Annotated in this window: 18 protein-coding genes; 11 read left to right on the top strand and 7 right to left on the bottom strand. The window is 61.3% G+C overall.

All coding sequences use genetic code 11. The features are described from left to right. Nucleotides 1–19: 19 nt before the first annotated feature. The 5 genes from LPJGGPFB_RS27520 to LPJGGPFB_RS27500 form a co-directional block, all read right to left on the bottom strand. The gene (locus LPJGGPFB_RS27520) at nt 20–745 is read right to left on the bottom strand and encodes a TfuA-like protein (RefSeq protein WP_173423113.1); all 726 of its coding nucleotides are present in this window, start codon (nt 743–745) and stop codon (nt 20–22) included. Continuing rightward, complete coding sequence (locus LPJGGPFB_RS27515) at nt 742–1,992, bottom strand: YcaO-like family protein (RefSeq protein ID WP_173423112.1); 1,251 nt, start codon at nt 1,990–1,992, stop codon at nt 742–744. Before LPJGGPFB_RS27515 ends, LPJGGPFB_RS27520 begins: the two co-directional genes overlap by 4 nt. Before the next feature lie 18 nt (nt 1,993–2,010). Beyond that, a complete protein-coding gene (locus tag LPJGGPFB_RS27510; RefSeq protein WP_077502012.1) occupies nt 2,011–2,241 on the bottom strand; it encodes a hypothetical protein in 231 nt (76 codons plus the stop codon). Nucleotides 2,242–2,377: 136 nt separating this feature from the next. Further along, nucleotides 2,378–4,249 carry an AfsR/SARP family transcriptional regulator gene (locus tag LPJGGPFB_RS27505; protein WP_173423111.1) on the bottom strand — a complete coding sequence of 624 codons (1,872 nt, stop codon included), beginning with the start codon at nt 4,247–4,249 and terminating at the stop codon, nt 2,378–2,380. A 29-nt stretch (nt 4,250–4,278) separates the two neighbouring features. Then, on the bottom strand, nt 4,279–4,737 hold the full coding sequence (locus LPJGGPFB_RS27500; protein ID WP_173423110.1) for a helix-turn-helix domain-containing protein: 459 nt from the start codon (nt 4,735–4,737) through the stop codon (nt 4,279–4,281). A gap of 268 nt (nt 4,738–5,005) precedes the next feature. Between LPJGGPFB_RS27500 and LPJGGPFB_RS27495 the strand changes: the two genes are divergently transcribed. From LPJGGPFB_RS27495 to LPJGGPFB_RS27470, 6 genes are all read left to right on the top strand, one after another. Continuing rightward, on the top strand, nt 5,006–7,603 hold the full coding sequence (locus LPJGGPFB_RS27495; RefSeq protein ID WP_173423109.1) for an SH3 domain-containing protein: 2,598 nt from the start codon (nt 5,006–5,008) through the stop codon (nt 7,601–7,603). Between the two features lie 118 nt (nt 7,604–7,721). Beyond that, on the top strand, nt 7,722–9,866 hold the full coding sequence (locus LPJGGPFB_RS27490) for a mechanosensitive ion channel family protein (RefSeq protein ID WP_427858559.1): 2,145 nt from the start codon (nt 7,722–7,724) through the stop codon (nt 9,864–9,866). A gap of 25 nt (nt 9,867–9,891) precedes the next feature. Continuing rightward, nucleotides 9,892–11,346 (top strand): MltF family protein, encoded by a 1,455-nt coding sequence (locus LPJGGPFB_RS27485; RefSeq protein ID WP_173423108.1) that lies wholly within the window; start codon nt 9,892–9,894, stop codon nt 11,344–11,346. A gap of 335 nt (nt 11,347–11,681) precedes the next feature. Beyond that, nucleotides 11,682–11,966, top strand: a complete 285-nt coding sequence (locus LPJGGPFB_RS27480; RefSeq protein WP_234903103.1) for a hypothetical protein — start codon at nt 11,682–11,684, stop codon at nt 11,964–11,966. Between the two features lie 74 nt (nt 11,967–12,040). Beyond that, the gene (locus LPJGGPFB_RS27475) at nt 12,041–13,138 is read left to right on the top strand and encodes a glycosyltransferase family 4 protein (RefSeq protein ID WP_173423107.1); all 1,098 of its coding nucleotides are present in this window, start codon (nt 12,041–12,043) and stop codon (nt 13,136–13,138) included. After that, entirely contained in the window at nt 13,135–13,905 is a 771-nt protein-coding gene (locus LPJGGPFB_RS27470; RefSeq protein WP_173423106.1) for a polysaccharide deacetylase family protein, read from the top strand. The genes LPJGGPFB_RS27475 and LPJGGPFB_RS27470 overlap by 4 nt, the downstream gene beginning before the upstream one ends. Here LPJGGPFB_RS27470 and LPJGGPFB_RS27465 read toward each other — a convergent pair. Next, a complete protein-coding gene (locus LPJGGPFB_RS27465; protein WP_173423105.1) occupies nt 13,892–14,722 on the bottom strand; it encodes an MBL fold metallo-hydrolase in 831 nt (276 codons plus the stop codon). The genes LPJGGPFB_RS27470 and LPJGGPFB_RS27465 overlap by 14 nt on opposite strands. Nucleotides 14,723–15,051: 329 nt before the next feature. On the opposite strand from LPJGGPFB_RS27465, the gene LPJGGPFB_RS27460 reads away from it, so the two are divergent. Next, nucleotides 15,052–16,212, top strand: coding sequence for a DUF3095 domain-containing protein (locus LPJGGPFB_RS27460; protein WP_173423435.1), 1,161 nt, complete (start codon nt 15,052–15,054; stop codon nt 16,210–16,212). On the opposite strand, the gene LPJGGPFB_RS27455 is transcribed toward LPJGGPFB_RS27460, so the two are convergent. Continuing rightward, on the bottom strand, nt 16,202–17,539 hold the full coding sequence (locus LPJGGPFB_RS27455) for a nucleotide sugar dehydrogenase (protein WP_173423104.1): 1,338 nt from the start codon (nt 17,537–17,539) through the stop codon (nt 16,202–16,204). The two genes, LPJGGPFB_RS27460 and LPJGGPFB_RS27455, sit on opposite strands and share 11 nt — an antisense overlap. Nucleotides 17,540–17,925: 386 nt before the next feature. Here LPJGGPFB_RS27455 and LPJGGPFB_RS27450 point away from each other — a divergent pair, with 386 nt between their 5' ends. The 4 genes from LPJGGPFB_RS27450 to LPJGGPFB_RS27435 all read left to right on the top strand — a co-directional run bounded on the left by LPJGGPFB_RS27450 (nt 17,926) and on the right by LPJGGPFB_RS27435 (nt 24,147). Further along, nucleotides 17,926–19,275 (top strand): adenylate/guanylate cyclase domain-containing protein, encoded by a 1,350-nt coding sequence (locus tag LPJGGPFB_RS27450; protein WP_173423103.1) that lies wholly within the window; start codon nt 17,926–17,928, stop codon nt 19,273–19,275. 8 nt (nt 19,276–19,283) lie between these two features. Then, the gene (locus LPJGGPFB_RS27445) at nt 19,284–20,234 is read left to right on the top strand and encodes a polysaccharide lyase family 20 protein (protein WP_173423102.1); all 951 of its coding nucleotides are present in this window, start codon (nt 19,284–19,286) and stop codon (nt 20,232–20,234) included. Nucleotides 20,235–20,356: 122 nt separating this feature from the next. Next, nucleotides 20,357–22,249: an ABC transporter ATP-binding protein gene (locus tag LPJGGPFB_RS27440; protein ID WP_173423101.1), complete on the top strand. Its 1,893-nt coding sequence runs from the start codon at nt 20,357–20,359 to the stop codon at nt 22,247–22,249. Then, a complete protein-coding gene (locus LPJGGPFB_RS27435) occupies nt 22,246–24,147 on the top strand; it encodes an ABC transporter substrate-binding protein (RefSeq protein ID WP_173423100.1) in 1,902 nt (633 codons plus the stop codon). Before LPJGGPFB_RS27440 ends, LPJGGPFB_RS27435 begins: the two co-directional genes overlap by 4 nt.

Genomic DNA, 24,147 nt, shown 5'->3' with positions numbered 1-24,147 from the left:
GCATGGGAAAACCGCGTGCTTAAGATGAAGCGACAAGTTGATTGAGCAAGCGCTTCCAAAGACTTGTGGAATTGAATGTCCACCCTTCCGGCGCTGTCGACCTTAGGGCGGGGGCAGAGCGCAGGATGTCGATCAGTTGCAGCGCGTCGAGGCGCTTCTGATTTATCGTTCCGGTCGACAGGCACGCTTCGATGCGTTTCAGATCCGTGCCGGTTGGAAGGTCGGCACGCGCCACGATCGCGCGCCAGCTGCGGTGCTTGTAGAAGATCTCGGCGGCCGCCAACCGAAGTTGCGCGGCAGGCGCAGGATCGATCTTTTGCCGTGCGCACAAATCCTCAAGCGTCGCCACGACGTTCACCAAGGGCAGGGTCAATGGCATGTAGCCCAGCTCCGCCGGCCCATGCAGCAGGGCAACATCGGCATCATCTTCGAGTTCGCCTGCGGCGTATTGTTGGTAGATCTTGCCAACGCCGACCATGCCGAAGGCCGCACATTCGGCGGCACGAAGTGCGCCCATGCTGGCTGCGCCGTAAACGCCTACCCCTTGAGAAAGCGCAAACAGGATCTCCTTGTGCCAGACCGGCGCGACCTGTTCGAAATGGCCGTCGACAAGTCCGATGACCGTCGCGCCGTCCTGCGTGGCGCGCAGGATGTCGCCTTGCACGGCTGGCGGGCGCAGCACGATGTCCGTGCCGATCAGTGCCTGCGCATCGGGCAAGGTGGGGCCGCAGAAGAGGATCTTCATGCGATCTCCAGGGCGCGCGACAGTGCCCGCGCGCCGAAACGGCGCTTGCGTGCTCCATCCGGATTTTCGAGTTCCGGCACAAAGACCTTGATCACGGAAAACGGCAACGGTTCGGCGAGCAGCGGAACGGCCACGGCGGTGCCGATGCCGGCGCGCTTCAAGGCATCGAGCACATATTCGATCAGCGAATTTGCTGTGCTGCCGGCAACCGCGGCGACCGGGTTTTCTGCGCGCGGTAATGCCTCAAACAGTTGCTGGGTCTCGCGCGGCAGCCTGCGGGTGAAAGTCTCCGGAAAGACATCGTCACGTGCGCCGCTGATATAGGTGAGGCGGGACTGCGCGGCCTCGGTGACGGCCCGGATGGCGGCGCGTCGCGGATCGGGATGGGCGCCATGCCCGATGGTCACGTCATGGTAGTGCGGTTCTTTCGCCTCGAGGATGCCGGTATCCGCGATGACCGCCGTCAGACACGGGATGCCAATGTCGCTGGTCATATCGAAGAGGCGGAACGTGAGACCGGCCGCGGCAATCCGTCCTGTCATGTCATCGAGAATGGGGTCTTTGAACGAACCGGCGTCGATGCACGTGCTCAGACGCGCCGTTAAAGGCAGCAGCCGCCACAACGTTTCGGCATCGCGCTCGATCCGTTCCAGCAGGCCGTGCAGGATTGCTTCGTCTTCGGTGTTGCCGGAGGCAAGTCCGTCCGACGACTGCCAGTAGCGGCACCGCTCGAGCGTGCGGTCGAGCAGTGCGGCATGAAACGGCACGAAAGTCGTCTGTTGACCGATGAGATCGAAACCGCGCAACCATGGCGCCGGTTCATCATCACCGAGATCGCTCTCGCCTGCCGCGACAAGGCCGGGCAGGTTGAGCGCCCTTTCTCCGCTTTCCAGAAGTGACTGTCGCGTTGCGTTTAGCACTTGCGCCGACGGGTTGCAGGCGACTGCACGCTCCAGAGCTTCCATCGCCGCCGATACCTTGGCGTCGATATCGGTGATGCCTTTCCCCTGATTGATGACGATCGATTTTGCGTTGGGAGAGACCGCGTTCCAGACGGGGATGCCGATGCTGTCGAGCCCGGTCAGGCGTGCCAGTCTGCTGATGCCGAAAGCGGGCAACAGCAAAGCGATGCGCGCGAAGGTTTCTTCGGGCGCACAGACGCGGTCGGAGTATCTGTCAGCATTGTCGGAATTTGCTGAGATCGGGCGATTTTCGTTCGCCCGATCCGTATTGATGGCTATCGTCATGCACGGGCGCGCCGAGGCTTAGCCGTCCATGAATCCGCCGGAGACGGAGCCGGCCGAATTGGCCCTGACGGCGAAGTTCACGCCCTTGACCACAGTGGCGCCGGCATTTCTGTGCTCGTTTGCCGAAGCCAAGGCGCCGGTGAGCGGATCTACGATGCGTGTGACAGTTCCCGCCGCGAGATCGGCAAGCCACAGGCCATCGTCACCCTCAACGCCAAATACAACTACCTGTGTCGTTTGTGCCGTCATCAATTTTCCCCTTATCCCTCATGTGATTGCGCGAGAGCGCCGTGCGTAAGGACGCACGGAGAACACCCGGTGCGCTTTGATTCTAGAACATTTTATCCGCCTTGAGTGAAGCCACTTGAACGCGGAATGCTCCAGTTTAGAAGCCAGCCTTGCGCAGGCCTTCGCCGTAATGGGTTTTCTGCCATTCCTCCCGGAACGGGACGATCGCCATCCATTTTTCCAGGTTGAAGTCCGGATGAACTTCAAACGTCTTGCGCACGTACTGGCCTGCCTTTTTGCGATTGCCGAGCATGCCCCAGCTCGCTGCGGCGAGCCGATCGGCGGGCGTGGGATCGCGCATTCGCTCGATATAGGCGAGAGCCTGATCGTATTGACCAAGCGAATAGCAGGCGCCGGCGGCGGTCCAGAAATACTCGTCCGGAGCGATCGGATTGAGATTGATCGCCGCTTCGATCTTTTGCAGGCCGCCATCCGGCCGCGAGGCCTGCACGAGCGTATCGGCGTAGCTGGCAATCACATTGGCGTGCTGCGGGCTGAGCGCTTCGGCTCGCTCATGAAACTCGATGCTCTCGTCGAATTGTCGGCTGTAAAGTTTGACGACGCCCAGTTCGCGGTAACCGGCCGCAAGGGTATCGTCGATGGCGATCGCCTCTCGGGCGTGCTGTTCGGCAAGAGCCAGGAGTTCGCTGTCGCCGCGGGCGGTCAAAAGCCACTCGACGAAGTAACTGCGCGCAAGCCCGCTCATGGCCGGAGCCAGGTCGGCATTCTGGTTGAGCGCCTCGCGGAAACTCTTCCGGGCGCGCCGCACCTCCGGCAGATTGAGTTGCTTGAGGTAGCGCTGGCCAAGCAGGTAACTGCGATAGGAGCCACCATTGCCTTCGTAGGTCTTGCGCATCGTCTCGTTGCGCTCGACCTGGCTGGCGATGGCGAATGCGATCTGTCGCGCGATCTCCTGTCGCGACTTCATCAACCCGCGGTCATCGAGCGTGAAGCGGTCGGCCCAGATCACTTCGTCGTTGGCAAAGAAGATGAGCTGCGTAAACAACGTCTGGCGGCTGCCCTCATTGGTCAGGCGGGTATCGAGGATGTAGCTGATGGCGTGTTGTTCGTAGGTGCTGGCCTTGTCTGCCTGCAGGCTGATCTGGGCGGCAGTGTAGGGTGCGATCACCGAGACCGAGCGAAGTGCGCAAAGGCCGATGGTGACGTCCTCGATCAAGGAATGAGCAAACAATGTTGCCGTCGCGTCGGCGTTGCCGGCGCCTGGCGGCAGCAGCACCACGCGCGGCGGGCGCATCTCGCTCATGGTCTCCAGCAGCGGTTCAATGGCGGCGGCTGGCAATGGCGCCGCTTTGGCAGGCACGGGTAGCGGGCCACCCCTTGGCAGCAGGCGCGCATCGAATTGCCGCCCCTCCAATGCCAGGGCAGTATCGAGGATCTTGCGAACCTCGTCGTCTTCGGGGTTTCTCTCCAGAAGCTTGACGGCAGTCGATCTGACGAGCCTTCGATCCGGACCGGTCGCATTGTCGGCCGCGTTGATCAGGCTCTCGCGCAGGAGAGCGGCATGATCGGAGCGTTGCTGGGCGATCCAGTCGCGCAGCGCCTGGCCCTGCGATTTCAGATCCTTGAGGAAGTCGTCGCGGAATTTTTCTGCGGCCCACCGGAAACGCGATAACACATCCTGATCGTCGTTTCCGACGATGTCGTCGAGGTCGCTCGCAATCGCTTCCGGCTCCATCCGGACGGTCGATGGCGAAAAACTGAGGAACGTGTGGCCGAGTTCCTCCTGCCGCGAGGTGACGCGGGATATCGTCTTGCGCAGATTGACAAAGGCCTGGCTCGGAACGACTTCGTTCCACAAGAGCTTGGCGACGTCGTTACGCGATTGCTCGCGATGGCCGCCGGCGATCGCCTGAGCGAGAATGAGCAGACCCTTTTCGGGGAAGGCGACGTCGCACTCGTCTTCATCGACGAGACGTAACCGTCCGAGGGTCTGCAAACGAAATTTCATCTGGCTATCTCATCGGCAACCGGTCGGGCCTATCCGTGGAGGTCAGGGGCGTGCGTCGCACTGCCATGGGCAGCGACAGCTTCTGCCTCGGGCGTCTGTGCGACGGCCGCGACCAGCGAGATGATCTTCTTGCGCAGCACCGGGTCGGTGATCTTCAGGAAGGCCCGGTTGAGCGCAATGCCCTCTTTCGACGACACGAAGGACGAGATCTCGTTGGGTTCGCGCACATCGCCAAGGCCCGCCCGCGGGGTTGCGCCCTCTTCGCCTTCCTGGAAGAAGAAGCTTGGGTGAACGCCGAGAACGTCGGCGATGGCCTGTAGCCGGCTGGCACCGATGCGATTCGTGCCTTTTTCGTATTTCTGGACCTGCTGGAAGGTGATTCCGAGTCCGTCCGCCAGTTTTTCCTGGCTCAACCCGGCCATCAACCGACGCATCCTGACGCGGGAACCGACAAAGACATCAATCTGGCTGGGTGCTTTTGTGTTCACGTGTGTTTCCTCCGCATGTGGGCGTCACCAAATCATACATATGAGTTTGCTCGAATAAATGACTCGATGCAATCACTAGGCGCCAATACACGGATAATTGCTCGGGAAGGCGCCGCTGCGCGCCGAGGCAAGCCCGAAATTACGGCCGTTGTTACTGTTACGTACTTGCGGCGGATCTGGCCGGAGCGATGGTGTTGAAGAATGTGGGACCGACCCGCGCATAAACCCGCGGGCAATAAGACAGTTTCGACCACGTCGGAGATGCGAGATGCGCGGAATAAGCTTCACCCTGACCCTGCTCGCCATTGCTACCGCTCCAGCGTGGGCAGGCCCCGCCACGACGACGGCGTCGGTCAACTTTCGCGCCGGTCCGGGCACGGGCTTTGACAGCATGGGAGCGATAGACGAGGGCGCGCAGGTCGACGTCAAGGAATGTGATGATGCCGGCACCTGGTGCGCCGTCAGCTTCGAGGGAAAGGATGGCTTCGTCAGCGGCAAATACCTGAGCGATGCAGACCCGAAAGGCCTCGGATGGCCACGCGCCTACAAGACCGACAAGGGGGCGACGATCACGCTCTACCAACCGCAGGTGAACGCCTGGAAGGATTTTACCGATCTCGACGCCCTGATTGCTGCCGAGTACAAGCAGTCCGACGATGCCAAGCCGATCTTCGGTGTCATCGGGGTGACGGGCAAGACCGTGACGGATAGCGGCTCTAACGAGGTCATCGTCTCCGACATCAAGGTCGACGAGATCAATTTCTCGGTGCTCGATCGGCAGGAGCTTGCCGACCTGGCACTGGACGTCGGCAAGTTGATGCCTGTTGGCACCATAACGCTGTCGGAGGACAAGCTGACGGCGAGCCTTGCCGACTATGAACGGCTCGGCAACGTCGAGGGACTGAAAGCCGATCCGCCGCCGATCTATGTCAGCAAGGAGCCGGCGCTGCTTGTCCAGACGGACGGCAAGGCCGTGTTCGCGCCAGTCAAGGGTGTTGAGGGCCTTTCCTTCGCCGTCAACACCAATTGGGATCTGTTCAAGCTCGACGCGGACAGCACTTACTACCTTCGCAACGAAAAGGCATGGCTTCAGTCGAAGGACCTGTCGAATGGCTGGCAGCCGGCAACCGCGCTGCCCGATCTCTTCGCCAAGTTGCCCGACGGCGACGACTGGAAGGATGCGAAGGCGGCGATCCCTCTGGTTGCCGGGAAGGGCACGGCGCCGAAGGTCGTCTATTCCGACAAGCCGTCGGAGTTGCTCGTCTTCAACGGTGAACCGAAGCTCGAACCGGTGCCGGGAACCGCGCTGAAGGTTGCAACGAACACCGAAAGCGACGTCTTCTATCTAGATGCGGATTCGAACTGGTACGTGCTGGTCTCGGGCCGCTGGTTCGCGGCCGCGTCGCTTGAGGGGCCCTGGACCTTCGCTACGCCCGACCTACCGCAGGATTTCCTGAATATTCCCGAGGACGCTTCCTATTATACCGTCCGCTCATCGGTTCCCGGCACCTCGGAGAATGCCGAAGCCAGGCTAAAGGCAAGCATCCCCGAAAAAGCGCGCGTCTCTCTGGACGGCTCCGTCACGGTTGATGTCGCCTATAGCGGCGACCCGAAATTCGAGAAGATCGACGGAACGTCGCTCACCTACGCCGTCAACACCAACGAGACGGTGATCAAGGTCGCCGATAAGTATTTCGTGCTGAAGGATGGTGTCTGGTTTGTCGGCGATACCCCGACCGGGCCGTTCACAGTGGCGAAGGCCGTTCCGGACGAAGTCTACACGATCCCGCCGTCGTCGCCGGTCTACAATGCCACCTATGTGCGGATCTATGAAACCGAGCCGGACGCGGTCTGGTTCGGCTACACCATGGGCTATCTGGGGGCGTATCTCGCCTGGGACACATTCGTCTATGGAACCGGCTGGTACTATGACGACTACTGGGACTATGGCTGGGCCGGGGGCGGCTATTGGCCCTATTATCCGCGGCCCATCACCTATGGCGTAGGTGCCTTCTATAATCCGGCTGTCGGAACCTTTGGACGCTACGGCTACGCCTATGGCCCCTATCGCGGCATCGTGGCAGGTGCCGCCTACAACCCGCGGACTGGCACCTACATTCGCGGTGCGGCAGCCTACGGTCCTGCGGGTGAGCGCGGTTTCGTCGCGGCCTACAATCCCCGGACGGGCAACGCGGCGATCGCACGCGGCGGCAGCAACGTTTACGGCAACTGGGGGACGGCCGCGGTCAAGCGTGGGTCGGATTTCGCCCGCATCAGCGGCGGTTCGACCGCTGGAGGAGCCGCTGGCGCCCGTTGGCGCACGTCCGACGGCAATCATGGTTTCGTCGCGGGGGGCAAGGGCGGTGACGTCTATGCCGGGCGCGACGGCAATGTCTACCGCCGCGACAATGGTCAATGGCAGAAGCACACGCAGGACGGCTGGCAGCCGGTTCAAAAGCCATCGATTCAGGGCGCGAAGAAGTCCGGGCAGCAGTTTGCGACCCAGCACCCGGACGCGGCGCAAAACCTGAACAAGCGGATCGACAATCGCCGCACCACTGGCGGCGGAACTGCGGCCCGCAATCGAGCGCCCGACCATCTGGCGATCGACCGCGCCGGGCGCCAGGTCGGCAATCAGCGCTCATTCGAGTACCAGTCATTCAACCAGCGTCCACTGAATGCCCCAACCGGTGGCGGTTTCGGAGGGGGCGGGTTCGATCGCCCGGGCGGATTTGGCGGTGGCGGCGGATTTGGCGGCGGTGGTGGCGGCGGATTTGGTGGAGGCGGGTTCTCCGGCGGTGGTGGTTTTCACGGAGGCGGCGGCGGATTTCATGGCGGTGGCGGCGGAGGTTTCCGTCGTCGTTGATCCGAAAAGGCGCACCGGAAACGGAAGTTGGCATAAACGTCGGGGACTGTGTTAGCGTTTGTGCGGATGAGGGCAGGAATCGATCGGCACTCCGCCGATCGCAGGGGGAATGTTCAGGATGATCGGTATCAGATTGTCGCATGGCGTTTGGGGGCTGATGCCCCGTATGCTCGCTTTTTTGACGATATTCCTTGGGCTCCTGTCCGTAGGCCATGCCCAGACGCAAGGCGCTGCACCCGCCGCCGAACCGGCAAAAGTGCAGCAACTGATCGAATTGCTCGATGATCCCGAAGTGCGCCAATGGCTGGCCACCAAACGGCCAGCGACGCCCGCCGCTACAGCGCCGGAGACGGCGGCGCCAGCCGATGCGGCGCCGGCGAGCGGGTTTGCGGCGCGCTGGACTGCTGAACTCCGTCGCCACATGACCGGCATCACGAAAGCGTTTCCGCGCATCGGTCCCGAATTCCACGCGGCGCGCGCGCGCCTGGCGGGAGAAATGGAAAACCACGGCTCGTCGCCGATCCTCAAAGGTTTCTTCTTCATCCTGGTGATTGGCTACGGCGCCGAATATCTCCTGCGTTATCTGCTGAGACGGACATTGAGTTCTGCCCAATTGACTGGGCCTGCGCGTTCGATGCTCGTCAAGGTGCTGCCGCTGCTCGTGTTCGCGATTGCCACGACCACAGTGCTTGCGGTGGCCGACTGGCCGTTGCGGCTTGAAAAAACCATTGCGCCGCTCCTTGTTGCCTGGATCGGGGCCCGCCTTTTGATCACTATTGCATCCGCCGTACTGTCCGGCGGACCGGTCGACGCGACGGATCCGTCCGGCCGAACCGGCTATTTTTCGCTGACGGCTGAGGATGCACGGTTCTGGTATCGCTCGTCAGCGGCGATAATTTGTATTGCGGCCGGCATATGGGGCATCGGCGACGCCATGACCGCCCTTTCGGTCTCCCCGGACGTTCGCGATTTTATTGCTGCCATTCTCGGTCTTGTCGTGCTTGCGCTTGCGATCCTTACCGTGCTGCGGCGACCTGCGGGCGCTACCACGGGCTCGCGCCGTGTGGTCGGCAATATCATGATGGTCGCATTTCTCGTGCTGTTGTGGCTGCTGTGGGTGGCGGACATGCGGGTTCTGTTCTGGATCGGCCTCTACGTCATCGGCCTGCCGCCGCTTCTGCGTTTCACCAGCGCCTTTGCCAAGACGATGCTGGACACGTCGGCCGACGACGACATGCGCGTGATGCGCAACGTGTTGATCGAACGCGGCGCCAGACTTGTGATCATTGCCCTGGCGGCGGGTTGGCTTGCGCTTGTCTTCCGCGTCAACGCATCGATGATGATCCAGGACGACGCCTTCAACCGGATTTTCCGTGGTGTCCTTGCCGGCATCGTCATACTGCTGGCGGCTGATCTGATCTGGCAGCTGACGAAGAGCCTGATCAGCCTGCGTGTCAAGCACGCGGCCTGCGAAACGATGGATCCGGCACAACGTGCCCGCAACACCCGTCTGCTGACGCTGATGCCCATCCTGCGCAACTTCCTCGCCGCCTTCATCCTGGTGGTGGCGGTGTTGATGGTCCTTTCGGGCCTTGGCGTGCAGATTGGTCCGCTCATCGCTGGCGCTGGCGTTTTTGGCGTCGCCATCGGCTTTGGTTCTCAGACCCTGGTCAAGGATGTGATCAGCGGCATCTTCTACATGACGGATGACGCCTTCCGTATCGGGGAGTACATTCAGAGCGGCAGCTACAAGGGCACTGTCGAATCCTTCAGCATCCGCTCGGTGAGGCTCCGGCATCACCGCGGACCGGTCTTCACCGTGCCATTCGGTTCCCTCGGAGCCGTTCAGAACATGAGCCGCGACTGGGTCATCGACAAGTTCCTGATCAACGTGTCCTACGACGCCAATATCGCCAAGGTGAAGAAGGTGGTGAAGGGCATCGGTGCCGCACTTCTCGAGGATCCCGAGCTGGGTCCGATGATCATAGAGACCGTGAAGATGAAGGGTGTGGAGGCCTTCGGCGACTATGGCATCAGTTTGAGCTTTGCAATGACGACGAAGCCCGGGCACCAGACGCAAGTCCGTCGCCGGGCGCAGGCGATGATCAAGGAAGCGTTCGACGAGAACGGCATCTCCTTCGCATCGCCGACGGTGCAGGTGGCTGGCGACGAGCAGAATGCGGCCGCAGCGGCGGCAACGCGCGATGCCATCGCCAAGAAGAATGCCGCGGTAGCACTCGGCGAGGGCGCACCGCAGGAGTAGGTTTTCTCGGGCTGGGGAGGCCAAGATGAGACGGCTGGCATTGCTTGTTCTGCTCTTCGCGATGGCGGGGATCGGACCTTCATGGGCACAATCGAACGAAAGTACATTCCAGGCGATCACCGCCCCGCATCTGGGCGATCTCGACGTCATGGAGAAGCGACGCCTCATTCGCATTCTCGTTCCGTTCAGCAAGACCATCTACTTCATCGATCGCGGCCGGCAGTTCGGCACGGCCGTGGAGTTTGGGACGGCACTGGAGAAGGAGCTCAATGCGGCCCGGAAGAAGGAGATCGAGAAAATTCGCATCGCCTTCGTGCCCGTACCGCGAGCGCATCTCCTGACGGCGCTGGAAGACGGGCGCGGCGATATCGTGATGGGTAACCTCACGATAACCGAGGCAAGGCTCGCCAAGGTCGATTTCACCGACCCCTTGTTCAACGAGGCCAAGGAAGTGCTGGTAACGGGGCCATCGGCGCCGGCGATTGCCAGCCTGGATGATCTCAGTGGGCAGGAGGTCCGCGTCCGGAAATCAAGCAGCTACTATGAACATCTGGCTGCCTTGAGTGAAGCCTTCGTCAAAGCCGGCCGAGCGCCGATATCGATCAAGGACATGGATGAAAACCTCGAGGACGAAGACGTGCTCGAGATGGTCAACGCCGGCCTGCTGCCGTGGACGGTTGTCGATAAGTACAAGGCCGACATCTGGGCGACGGTCTTTGAGGATATCAAGGCGCGGGAAGACATCCTGGTGTCGGACCACGGACAGATCGCCTGGGCGATCCGCAAGGACAGCCCCAGGCTGAAAGCGACGCTCGATGCCTTCGTCAAGACGCACCGCGTCGGCACGACATTCGGCAACATCCTGAGGAACACCTACTACAAGAGCGACAAGATGCTGAAGCGCGCCTATGCGCCGGCGGACGTGGAGCGCTTCCAGAAGCTGGTAGAGATCTTCCGCAAGCATGGCGGCACATACTCCTTCGACTATCTCATGCTGATGGCGCAAGGTTATCAGGAGTCGCAGCTCGATCAGTCCAGGCGAAGCCCGCGCGGCGCCGTTGGCGTCATGCAACTGCTGCCATCGACCGCGGCCGACAAGTCCGTCGGTATCAAGGGGATCGACAAGGATCAGGATCGCAACGTCGAGGCAGGATCGAAATATCTAAGACATCTTGTCGATGTCTATATCAACGACCCGCAGATCACGCCGCACAACCAGCTCCTCTTCGCGTTTGCGGCCTATAACGCCGGACCGGGAAACCTGCGCAAGTTCCGGGCGAAGGCAAAAGAGATGGGGCTTGATCCTGACCTGTGGTTCGGCAACGTCGAGAATGCTGCCGCCGAGATCGTCGGGCGCGAGACGGTCCAATATGTCAGCAATATCTACAAGTACTATGTCGCCTACGAACTCTTGGCGGAACACGCCAAGGAAACGTCCGCGGCCAAATCGCCGGCTGCGGCCGACGCCAGCGCACAGTAGTTCGCAGCCGGTCCGTTGGATCGCTTCAGCGTTGTCGCTGACGGCCGCAATCTGAAGGTGAGGGCGGTCGCGCCGCGGCAGAAGTCTTGAGCAATAATGCTTGAACCGCGACCAGCGGAAAGCATCATATGGTCCGTCTGGAATGTCCGGCGATCGTTGCGCATCCTGTTTGCGGTGCGCCAGCACCGACCGCCAAAGCGCGTCGCGGTCCTTGAGATTCGTTGACAGCGCTTTAGTCTATTGTTCTTGCGCATGTCGTGGTCGCAAAACGCTGCAGTTCTTCGCGTGTCATGCTTTCGGACTTCGTTTCGTTCCGGCTTAAGGAGGTATTGGTGATGGTTGTATTTGGACGGGCGTCCCCTTCCGGCAAGTCATTGGTGCTGCTCGCTGCGCTGTGCCTTGCCCTTGCCGGCTGTACGACGCCAGATCTGGAGCCGATACCGGGCAGTATCACCTATGGTGGGCAGCCGCGCACCAAGTTGACGAAAGCACCGGTCGGCAGCATCGTGCCGCACACTTTCATGAGCGGAAGCAGCTTCGTCAAAGAGAGCTACATCATCCAGCCCGACCGATCGCTCAAGCTTGTTCGAAGGGACTACTTCGACATTCCGGTCAATTGACCCGGGCAAAGGCTGCACTTGCACGCCTTGGCGCCGTTGACACCATACCAGGAAGGCGAGATAGCTCAGCCTGCATGAAAATCGCCTTCTACGCACCGCTGAAATCGCCCAGCCACCCTGTTCCGTCCGGTGACCGGCTGATGGCGCGCATGTTGGTCGATGCGCTGGGACGAGCCGGGCACGAAGTGTCGATCGCAAGCGAACTGCGCAGCTTCATGGCCGATGGGTCCGACACTCAGTTTGCGTTGACGATGGCAGCGGCAGCGGGCGAAACAGAGCGTCTTCGCAAGCTTTGGCTGGCAGGAACGCCGCCCGATGCCTGGTTTTGCTACCACCCCTATTACAAGGCGCCTGACCTGATCGGGCCGGGGCTTGCGGCCGAGTTTTCCATCCCCTACCTGACTGCCGAAGCCTCCTACTCGTTGCGCCGAAACGAAGGCATCCGCGCGGTCGCGCAACACCATGTGCTTGCCGGCATCGAGCAGGCCGCGGTCAATATCTGCCTGACGCAGCGGGATCGCGATGGCCTGCTTGAGGCAGCGCCCGGGTGCCGGCATGCGATGCTGGCCCCCTTTATCGATACGACGCGGTTCCCATCGGTATCGCCTGGTGCCGTCGACGACTGCCGTCTCGTCACCGTGGCGATGATGCGTAGCGGCGACAAAATGCACAGCTATCAGATGCTTGCCCGTTCCCTTTCCATGGTCGCCGATCGCCCTTGGACCATGACCATTGTCGGCGATGGGCCATGCCGGCCGGATGTCCACGAAGCTTTTGCCGCGTTGCCGGCGGGTCGGCTGGCATGGCTCGGCGAAAGAGACGCGAGCGAGATCCCGGGTATCCTCGGCGAAAGTGCGCTTTATCTCTGGCCTGGCTGCGGCGAAGCCTATGGATTGGCCTACCTCGAGGCGCAGGCGGCGGGACTCCCGGTTATCGCGCAAAGGACGGCCGGAGTGCCGGAGGTGGTCAGGGACGGCGTGACCGGATTGCTGACGCCGGAGGGCGATATCAATTCCTATGCGGCCGCGATACGCCACATGATCGATCAACCGGAGACCCGTCGATGGTATGGCGAAAGCGCCCGCCGCTTCGTCCACGAAGAGCGGTCCTTTTGCGCTGCGGCAAGACGGTTGGACGAGATTTTCGGCAAATTCCTGGAGAAGACGTCGTGACCGTTGACGCGGATTGGCACTTGCTCATCGATGAACTCGATCGCGTTCAGGCGCGGGAACGTCAGATCGACTTCTGGTTGAGGGACGACGACGCCGTCGAGCCGACTGCGCCACTCGATCGACTTCTGTCGCTTGCGGCAAGCCATGCCGTGCCCTTGACACTTGCCGTGCCGCCTGCGCCGGCAACCGAAGCGCTGGCGCGGCATCTCTCCGGCCGTGCCGATATCGGTGTGGCGGCGCATGGCTGGGCGCACCGGAACCATGCGCCGAGAGAGGAGAAGAAGCAGGAACTCGGTGCGCATCGCCCTCCGGCGGTGATCCTCGATGAACTGCGACGCGGCGCCGAGCGCCTGCGGACGCTTTTTCCCGAACACTTCGTCCCGATGCTCGTGCCGCCATGGAACCGGATCGATGCAGCTCTATCGCCACGGTTGCCCGAGATCGGGTTTTCCGTGCTTTCGGTTTTCGGCCCGGAGAAGCCATCGCCGTTCCCGCTCGTCAATACCCACGTCGACGTCATGGATTGGCGCGGCACGCGCGGATGCAGGGACCACACGTTGATCATTGCCGATATCATCGAGCGCATACGGCAGGTCTGCGGCGACGTCGAGGGCAGGGAGGATCAGTCGGGCGGCACGCTCGGGCTTTTGACCCATCACCTCGTGCACGATGCAGCCGTGTGGGATTTTCTTGAAAAACTCTTCACCGCCACATCAGGCCATCCCGCGTGCTGTTGGCGCCGGACAAGAGATCTTACAGATCGATAGTCTGGCCATCGCGGGCGGCAAATGCTTCGGCGAAGAGAGACTGCACGTCCACTTCCATCGCGTCCAGCTGCGCATCCGTTCGCGCAGGGTCGTGATGGAACATCGCCAGGCGCTTGACGCCGGCGGCCATGGCAAGGCGAGCGCCGTGGTCACCGGTCGAATGCCCAAAGCCACGATAGTACGTCATCTCGCTTTCGAGATAGGTGCAGTCGTAGATCATCATATCGGCACCGGCGATCAGTTCCAGAACCGCAGGATCGAGGATGCCGGGTTCGTGCTCCGTGTCGTAGACGAGCGCAACGGCGCGGCCGTTCCATTCGACGCGGTAGCCGACACATCCGCCGGGATGGGTGAGGCTCGTCGTGCGGATCGTCACGCCCTCGCGCGGCGTCAGGACGTCACCCGGCTTGAAATCGATGCCTTCGAGGCTCGCCTGACAGATGTCCGGATCGACCGGGAACCAAGGGGGCCGCATGAAGTCGCGGATCATTTCCTTGGTGGTCATCACGCCGTGCAGATGGCCTGACCAGAACCGTACCGACGACTGGCATTTATAGATCGGCTTGAAATAGGGCAGGCCGATGATGTGATCGTAATGGCTGTGGGTGAAGAACAGGTCGTAGTTGTCGACCCCTTCGGCGATCAGCGAAGCGCCGGCTTCCCGCAATCCGGATCCGGCATCAAAGAGCAAGACTTCCTTGCCGCACCGTATTTCGATGCAGGATGTATTTCCCCCATAGCGCAGGAACTGCTCGCCGGAGACCGGCAAACTCCCTCTTACGCCCCAGAACCGCACTCGAAAGTTGTCTTCTTGCATTCCTGTTTCGGCTTCACGCTGCCCACGCAGACCTGGTTGCCTGCGCTTACCCAATAGACAAGCACATATGACCACCCCCCTGCAATGCCATGGGTTATTGTTTAGACATTAAGCTTATCGATGCTCACACATGCGCCGCTGTGCCCCAGGTAACAGCGGCACGGTGGAACGTCGCGATAAGCGGCACACTTGGCCTTACCTTGCGATCCCGCAGCCCGTTCACCGCCGGTGTTGCCGTGCCGTATCGGAGATGCCGTATGAAACTTTTTCTTGCGGTCTCGCGTGGAACATCTATCGACATAGCCGACGGTCAGCAGGTCGGGGTACCCATGGCACAGGTAGATGAAACGGGATTTTACGATAGCGTGCCGCTCTTCGACGTCTTCGAAGGCGTGGCAGACGAGGCTAACTATCGCGCATTGCCTGACGACTGGGTGCTGGCCCTTGCCGATATCGTCAACTCAACCGGGGCGATCGCCGAAGGTCGATACAAATCCGTGAACATGGCTGGCGCGAGCGTCATCTCCGCGCTGATGAACGCGTTCGACGTGAAGTCGATGCCGTTTGTCTTCGGCGGCGACGGCGCCTTGGCGGTCCTGCCGTCATCGATGTCCGGGCGAGCGAAGGATGCACTTTCTGCCGTCAAGACCTGGGTGCTCGAAGAACTCGGTCTGGAACTGCGCGCCGCACTGGTTCCGGTCAGCGATATTAGGGCCGCCGGCCTCGACATGCGCGTCGCGCGCTTCAAGGCGAGCGAGGATGTTTCCTACGCGATGTTTGCCGGTGGTGGTGCGAGTTGGGCGGAAGCGGCCATGAAGGCGGGGCGGTACCAGGTGGAGGCCGCACAGCCAGGCACACGGCCGGATCTCACGGGGCTTTCCTGCCGTTGGAACCCGATCCAGTCGCGCCACGGTTCGATCGCCTCCATCATCGCAGTGCCGGGCGAAAAAGGCAGCGGACCTGAGTTTCAGGCGCTGATCGCCGATATTGTCGCGCTTGCCGACGAGGAGGAGCGACACGCACACCCGGTGCCCGAACTCGGACCCGAACCGCGCTTCTCCACCCAGGGCATCGAAGCCGAATCGCGCGCGAGGTCGCCGCGGGGAGGGCGGCTTCTGGCGCGCCTGTGGATCACGCTCCAGACATTGGTGCTGTTCGTCTGTTTTCGAATGGGCTGGAATCTGGGAACGTTCGATACGAACCGCTATAGACGAGATCTCGCCAACAACACCGATTTTCGCAAGTTCGACGACGGTCTCAAGATGACCATTGATATCAGTGCCGCGCGCCTCGCCCTGATCGAGGCTCGGTTGCGGCAGGCCGTAGCGGCCGGTGTCGGTCGCTACGGCCTGCATCAGCAGGATTCCGCGCTGATGACCTGCATTGTCCCCACGCCTATGAGCCGGGACCACATGCATTTCGTCGATGGAGCCTCCGGCGGTTATGCGGTGGCCGCCAGTAAGCTGAAGGCGACCTTCGCTACGCCTTGACGATGTGCCCGCCAGTCAGGCCCTGACGGTGAAACACGTTGCGGGTATCGACAATCAGCGGCGAGGCGCCAGCAAGCGCGGCGTAGTCGACCTGGTCGTGGTCCGTTGCCACCAGCACGGCATCGAACCGCCGTATCGATTGCTCGTCGAGTACTACCGATCGCCTGCCCTTCAGGGCGCTGTATTCGCGCGTCGACGGGATCTCGGCCACATAGGGATCGTGGTACTCGCAACGGCCACCGCGTTCCTCGATCAGTTCGATCAATTTCAATGACGGGCTTTCGCGAATGTCCGGCACGTTCTTCTTGTAGGCGAGGCCGATGACGAGGACTGTCGAGCGGCTGAGCGCCTTGCCCAGATGGCGATCGAGCGCCTCGGCGAGCCGGCTGACCACGTGCCGGGGCATGGCCGAATTGATCTCGCCGGCCAGTTCTATGAACCGGGTGGGCAACTCGTATTCGCGCGACTTCCAGGTGAGGTAGAACGGATCGATCGGGATGCAGTGGCCTCCCAGGCCGGGCCCCGGATAGAAGGGCATGTAGCCGAACGGCTTGGTCTTGGCCGCCTCGATCACTTCCCATACATCGATGCCCATGGCCTCGTAGACGATCTTCAATTCGTTGACGAGGGCGATGTTGACCGAGCGGAAGATGTTCTCCGTCAACTTGACCGCTTCGGCGGTGGCATTGGACGATACCGGAACGACCATCTTGACGACGGCCCCATAGAACGCCTCCATCAGGCTTGCAGCGAGCGGTCCGTCGCCGGCGACGACCTTCGGGATGCTCGTCGTCTCGTAAACCGGATTGCCCGGGTCTTCGCGCTCGGGCGAAAAGCCGACAAAGAAGTCGACGCCGGATTTCAGCCCCGTTTCTTCGAGAATGGTGCGCACAACGCCATCGGTCGTTCCTGGATAGGTCGTCGACTCGAGCACGACGAGTTGACCGGTCCTCAGCGTTGCAGCGATCGCGCGCGCCGTCTTTTCGACGAAGGAAAGGTCGGGGTCGCGGTGTTTCGTCAGCGGCGTCGGCACGCAGATGACAATGACATCGCAGCCGCCAAGCCTCGTGAAATCCGTTGTCGAGCGAAACCGTCCGGCGGTCGCTTGCTCGGCAAGGACCGTGTCCGGTACGGCTGCGATATAGGACTTGTGCGCATCAAGTGTCGTGATCTTTGCCGGGTCGATGTCGAATCCGGTGACGGAAAAGCCCGCGCGCGCCGCTGCGATCGCCAGCGGCAAGCCGACATAACCAAGTCCGATGACGCCGACATGGGCGGCGCGGGCCGAAATCGACGCCAGCAGCCTTTCGTTATGGGATGAGGTCAAAGTTCGGTTCCAGCTCTCGTGAATGGGAAGCGCCAACTCGGCGACATGCCGTGGTTTGTTGGATAGAAACAGGCTGCAAGTCAAGCGCGGCACCTCTTCCCGGCTGTGACCGCGCCTGGTGAGCCAGCCATCAAATCTTCGTGTGGCCGGATGAACGAATAAAACTTGTCACACCTCTGGAAATTGCAGAGGGCCATCAATATCTGCAGCATATAACGGCCGCATTCCGGGTGCCTGCACGTCATCGACGCTGGAATCGGTTGGAGCATTTTCTTAACGGGCACGTATCATCATCACCCGCCGCGAGCGAACGCCGACACATTGTCGGGCCGTTCGTCCATCGCAAAGGGATGGTGCTGGACTGTCTGTCACGGTGAGGACGCGAAATGGGCCCGGTAAACGACAACGTATCCGAAATTCTGATCGACAAGGTCGCGGACTGGCTCATGCGGACGTCGCTCAGCGACGAGTCGCTGGAGACGATCGTCAAGGGCTTTTGCGAGCGGCTGGCTGCGGCCGGCCTGCCCTTGATGCGCGTTCACCTGTCATTTTCGATGCTGCATCCGCTTTACGACGCGCTCGGTTTCACCTGGGTGCGGGGCAAGGGCGTCGAGGTCAGCGGTCTTCGACATGAGGAGCTTGCGCTCAACCCCGAGCGGTTCCTGCGCAGCCCCTACTACTACCTGCTCAACAACAATCTCGAGCATGTGCGGCGGCGCCTCTACAAGGATACGCCGTCCGAGTTCCCGATCTTCGACGAACTGAAGGAGCAGGGGGCGACCGACTATATCGCCTTCATGCAGTCGCTCGGTGCTGATTCCGGCCACGGGATGGTCGGCTCCTGGACGACGGACCAGCATGGCGGCTTCACCGATGATGTGATCGGAGCGTTGCTGCGGCTGCAGAACCATCTGGCGGTTGCGGCCAAGATGGCCGTTCTCGGCAAGCTCGCCGACAACATGTTGACAACCTATCTCGGGTCGAGTGCCGGCCGTCGGGTGATGAGCGGGCAGGTCCGGCGCGGCGACGGCGAGACGGTGCGCGCCATCCTTGTCATGGCCGACATGCGCCGCTCAACCATGCTTGCGGAAAAGGAGGGGCGCCAGTCCTATATCGAAACGCTGAACGGCTACTTCGATGCGATTGCCGCACCGTTCAACCGCAATGGTGGCCACATTCTGAGCTTTGTCGGTGACGGTTTCCTTGCGGTGTATCCCTGTGGACGGCACAAGGAACCGTCCGAGTTTGCGGCCCGCGAAGCGTTTGGCGCGGTGCGCGCCGCAACGGCCCGTATGGAACTGCTCAACTCCGAGCGGCGCAAGCAGGGGCGCGATCCGATCGGTTACGGCGTCGGCCTGCATGTCGGCAATGTGATGTTCGGCAATGTCGGTCTTCGCGACCGGTTGACGTTCTCGGCCTTCGGTTCGGCGGTCAACGAGGTGCAGCGGTTGCAGAACCTCACGAAGAAATACGCCCATAGCATCGTCGCCAGTGAGGCCTTCGTCAATTATTGCGGCGGCGACTGGACGGCGCTGGGCCAGGAAAAACTGCGGGGTGTGCGCCAGAAGTTCACCATTCTCTACCCGAACGAGGCAGCACTTCTGCCGAAGACGGACGAGCGCCTCGACGATGTTTTGCAGGATGGACTTTCGGAGGCCGAACATGTCATGCTGCTTCATCGCAACACCCGTCCGTTGCAGCCGCCGCGCGGCCTCATCGACAAGATGCTTCAGTAAGGACCGCAATGTTCCGAACAGCCCTTATCATCGCGAGCTTCTTCATCACTGGCGTTGCGGCTGCGCAACCGTGGGAAACCAAACTTTACGACGGTTTCGAGGGAAAGGAGTTCTCGCCGGATGGCGGGCTTTACTACCGGGAAAATTTCGAACAGAGCGCGGGCACGGTCGAGTTTCAGAGCGCCGTCAAACGCAGCGGCAATGGCGGTCTTAAGCTGAGTGTCGTGCCAGTCTGCCCGGATTCACTTGATGGCTGCAGCGAGAGAGCGGAGATCTGGGAGAAGACGGAGCTTCGGGTGCCCTATGACCAGGGTATCTGGTACGGCTTCTCGGTGAAGTTCGCCGATCCGATCCCATCCGGCGACCACCGCTACCTCGTGGCGCAATGGAAGCGCGAAATCGAACCGGGGGCGGAAGGCGATTTCAGTCCGTTCCTGGCATTGCGCATGAATTTCGGCAAGCTGTTTGCAACGGTGGAGACCAACTACATCGCGCCGGCATCTTCGGGGCCGGACGGCGTTGCTGCCGCCTGCAGACCGGGTCAAGTGCCGGTCTGGGGGCGCCCGGGCATCAACCAGATGCGCATGCTCGTGGCGACAGATCCTGCGTGGAGGTCGGACGACGGCAAACTGTTCAATGCCTGCACCGACGCCATCGCCGTGACGAACCACGGCAATCCGCTGCCGGATCCGAAATCGGGCTGGATCGATTTCGCGATCTACACGAAGCCCGGCGCCGATGGCGCCGGCCATATCGAACTCTATGCCAATGGTAAGCCGATCATCACCGTCAAGGGCCATGTCGGGCATGACGACAAGGGTCTCGGCCATAACCAGTATTTCAAGTTCGGTCCGTATCGTGCGGCCGACGTGACGGACTGGACGCTCTATTACGACGATTTCCGTCGCTCGCCGAACTGCGCCGACGTGCTGGCCAAAGAGGCTTGCCCCTTTCCCTGATGATTGCGACGCGACCGTGAACTATGCTGTGGTTGCAAGGCCTAAGCTGGACAGCCTCCTGAAGCTGCGATAGTCTTTTTTAGAGGCGACGGATACACGGGCGATGAGGGAAGCGTGCTGCGATGACATCAGGGGCGGACCTGCTTCGAGTTGAAGGTCTGCGGATCACATTCTCGGTGCTCGGCGGCAAAGTTGAAGCCGTCAAGGAAGCGAATTTCAGAGTTTTGCCAGGAAAGGTGACGGCCCTCGTCGGCGAATCCGGTTCCGGAAAGTCGGCCATCAGCCAGGCTGTCATGGGCATTCTTCCGAATGTTGCGCGTGTCGGTGGACAGATCCTGTTCGACGATCCCGATACCAAGGGCAAGCCGATCGATCTGCTTTCGCTGGAACGGGAAGGCGAGGAAATCCGTGCCTTGCGCGGCACACGCATCAGCAAGATCTTCCAGGAGCCGATGACATCGCTGTCGCCGCTCCATACGATCGGCAACCAGATCTCCGAAGTTCTGAAGATTCATACGGATGCGGAAAAGCCGGAACGGCGCGCCCGCACGGAAGAACTGCTTGGTCTGGTTGGGTTCGCCAACCCGAAGCGGGCCTATGACATGTATCCTTTCGAGCTGTCCGGCGGCATGCGCCAGCGCGCGATGATTGCCATGGCGCTGATCTGCAGGCCGGCATTGCTGATCGCCGACGAGCCGACGACGGCGCTCGACGTGACGGTGCAGGCGCAGATCCTGCAGCTGCTGCGGGAATTGCAGGTCAAGCTCAACATGGCGATGCTGCTGATCACCCACGACCTTGGCGTGGTCGCCAACATGGCTGACGAAGTCGTGGTGATCTACCACGGCCAGATCGTCGAGGCGGGCCCGGTCGATGCGATCTTCCGAAATCCGCAGCACCCCTATCTCAAGGGCCTGATGGCCGCCGTTCCGCATTTCGACATGAAGCCGGGCGAGCGGCTAAAGGCGCTTCGCGAAGTGCCGGTCAAGGCAGGGACTTTGCTCGGAGCGAAGGATTCCGGCAAGGCGCCTGGCCCCGACGTCCTTCTGTCGGTGCGCAACCTTTCCAAGACCTATGGCACGCGCAAAACTTCCTGGTTCGGCAAGAAGGACCTGTCCCGGCATCGCGCGGTGGACGATGTCAGCTTCGATATCCGTCGTGGCGAATGTCTGGGCCTGGTCGGCGAAAGCGGCTGCGGCAAGACCACGGTCAGCAAGATCCTGATGCGTGCCATCACCCCGGACGGCGGCAGTGTCAACTTCGACGACGGCGAGGGGCCGATTGATGTCCTCAAGGCCGAAGGTGACGAGCTGAAGACGCTGCGCTCGAAGATCCAGATGGTCTTTCAGGATCCGGTGTCGTCACTTTCTCCCCGCATGACCGTCAAGAATATCCTGAGCGAACCGCTTGAGATCCACGGCCGTGGTACGGCGAAGTCACGCGTCGAGACCGTTCGCCTGCTGCTGCAGGCCGTTGGCCTCGATCAGCGGTTCATCAACCGCTATCCGCACAGTTTTTCCGGTGGCCAGCGCCAGCGCATCGGTATCGCCAGGGCGCTTGCGCTGGTGCCGCAACTGTTGATCTGCGACGAACCGGTGTCGGCGCTCGACGTTTCTGTCCAGGCCCAGATTCTCAATCTGCTCAAGGATCTGCAGAAGGAACTCGGGCTGACATGCCTGTTCATCTCGCACAACCTCGCGGTGGTCGACTACATGGCCGATCGGATTGCGGTGATGTGTGCAGGGCGCATCGTCGAACTCGCCCCGCGCGAGGTTCTGATGCGCAAGCCAGTGCATCCCTATACGAAATCGCTGCTCGCTGCCGTTCCGTATCCGGATCTCGATCGTCCGCTGGATTTCGATCTGCTCAAGGCAGTTGAGGGATCGGACATGCGACGGTGGGGGCCGCAGTTCAGTGACGGCGGTGAGGAAGGTTCGCTTTTTCCTGCTGATCTCGGCGGCGACCACTTCGTGCTGGCGCGCAAGTCAGTGGATGCAAGGGAGTTACGGCCATGATCACTCGCCGAACTGCGCTCGCCCTGCTCGCTACAGTGGCGTTTCCCAAATATCTCCTTGCGGCGGCCAGCGAGCCGAAGTTTTTCGAGGCGCTTGTCGCCGAGGGAAAGCTGCCGCCCGTCAATGAGCGGGTGCCGAAGACCCCGCGCGTCATCAATGTTGCCGGCATGGGCCGCCAGCCGGGCAAGCATGGCGGCACCGTTCAAAGCCTGATCGGCAGCGCGAAGGACATACGGTTGATGACCGTCTATGGCTATTCGCGCCTCGTCGGCTACGACGAAAAACTCGAGATGCACGCAGATGTGCTGGAAAGCTACGAGACGGTCGAGGATCGGATCTTCACGTTCCATTTGCGCGAGGGGCACAAGTGGTCAGACGGCAGTCCGCTGACGACGGAAGACTTCCGCTATTGTTGGGAAGATGTGCTGCTCAATGAGAAGCTCAGTCCGGCAGGCTTGTCGACCGCGCTGGTGATGGATGGCGAAGCCGGGAAATTCGAGCTCATCGACGAGCGGACCGTGCGCTATTCCTGGTCCACACCCAATCCAGATTTCCTGCAGAAGCTCGCGGCGCCGCAGCCTTTGGTGCTGGCAATGCCGGCCGCCTACCTCAAGCAATTCCACGAAAAGTACCAGGAAGAGGACAAGCTCAAGGCGATCATGAAGGAACAAAGGGTCAAGAAATGGAGCCAGCTGCATATGCGCATGGCCCGTTCCTATCGTCCGGAAAATCCCGATCTGCCGACGCTTGACCCTTGGCGCAACACGACACCGATGCCGGCCGAACAATTCGTTTTCGAGCGTAATGCCTATTATCACAGGGTTGACGAGAACGGTCTGCAACTGCCTTACATCGATAAGTTTGTCCTCAATGTCAGTTCGCCGGCACTGATCCCCGCGAAAGCGGGCACCGGTGAAAGCGACCTGCAAGCGGCGAATATCGATTTCATCGATTACACCTTCCTGAAGGACGCGGAGAAGCGCTATCCCGTCACGGTCAAGTTGTGGAAGAAGACGCAAGGCTCACGGCTTGCGCTGCTTCCCAACCTCAACTGCTCCGATCCGGTCTGGCGTCCGCTGCTGCGGGATGTGCGTGTCCGGCGAGCGTTGTCGCTGGCCATCGACCGTTCAGAGATCAATAAGGCCGTCTTCTACGGGCTGACCAAGGAAAGTGCCGACACGGTTCTACCCGAGAGCCCGCTGTTCCGGCCGGAATACGCCTCCGCCTGGATCGCCCACGATCCGGTGCAGGCCAACGCGCTGTTGGATGAAGCCGGCCTGACGGACCGCGGCAGCGATGGTATTCGTATTCTCTCGGACGGCCGCGCCGCGCAGATCGTGGTCGAGACCGCGGGCGAAAGCACGCTTGAGACCGATGTCTTGCAACTGATCACCGACTACTGGCAGAAAGTCGGCATTTCCCTGTTCATCCGCACGTCGCAACGCGACACGTTCCGTAGCCGCGCTGTCGGTGGCGAGATCACCATGTCCATGTGGTTCGGGCTCGACAATGGCGTGCCGACGGCGGACATGAACCCCGGACAGTTGGCGCCGACCGCCGACGATCAGCTGCAATGGCCGGTCTGGGGGCTCAACTATCTCTCGCATGGGGAGATGGGGCAGGCGCCCGATCTGCCGGCCGCCATTGAACTGACGGAGCTGCTGGAGCGCTGGCGGCGCTCGGCCGAGGATGCGGAGCGCGCGGAAATCTGGGGGCGGATGCTATCGATCTACACCGATCAGGTCTTCTCGATCGGCCTCGTAAACTCCTCGCTGCAACCAATCCTCGTCGCCAACAAGATAAAGAACGTCCCGGAATCCGCGCTCTACGGCTTCGATCCGACGAGTTACTTCGGCGTCTACAAACCCGACACGTTCTGGATCGAGCAGGAAGGCTGA

The organism is Ensifer adhaerens, assembly GCF_013283195.1.
In the GTDB taxonomy this organism is placed as follows: domain Bacteria; phylum Pseudomonadota; class Alphaproteobacteria; order Rhizobiales; family Rhizobiaceae; genus Ensifer; species Ensifer adhaerens_G.
Note: the sequence above shows the minus strand (reverse complement) of the source record. Positions and strands in the feature narration are given on the sequence as shown.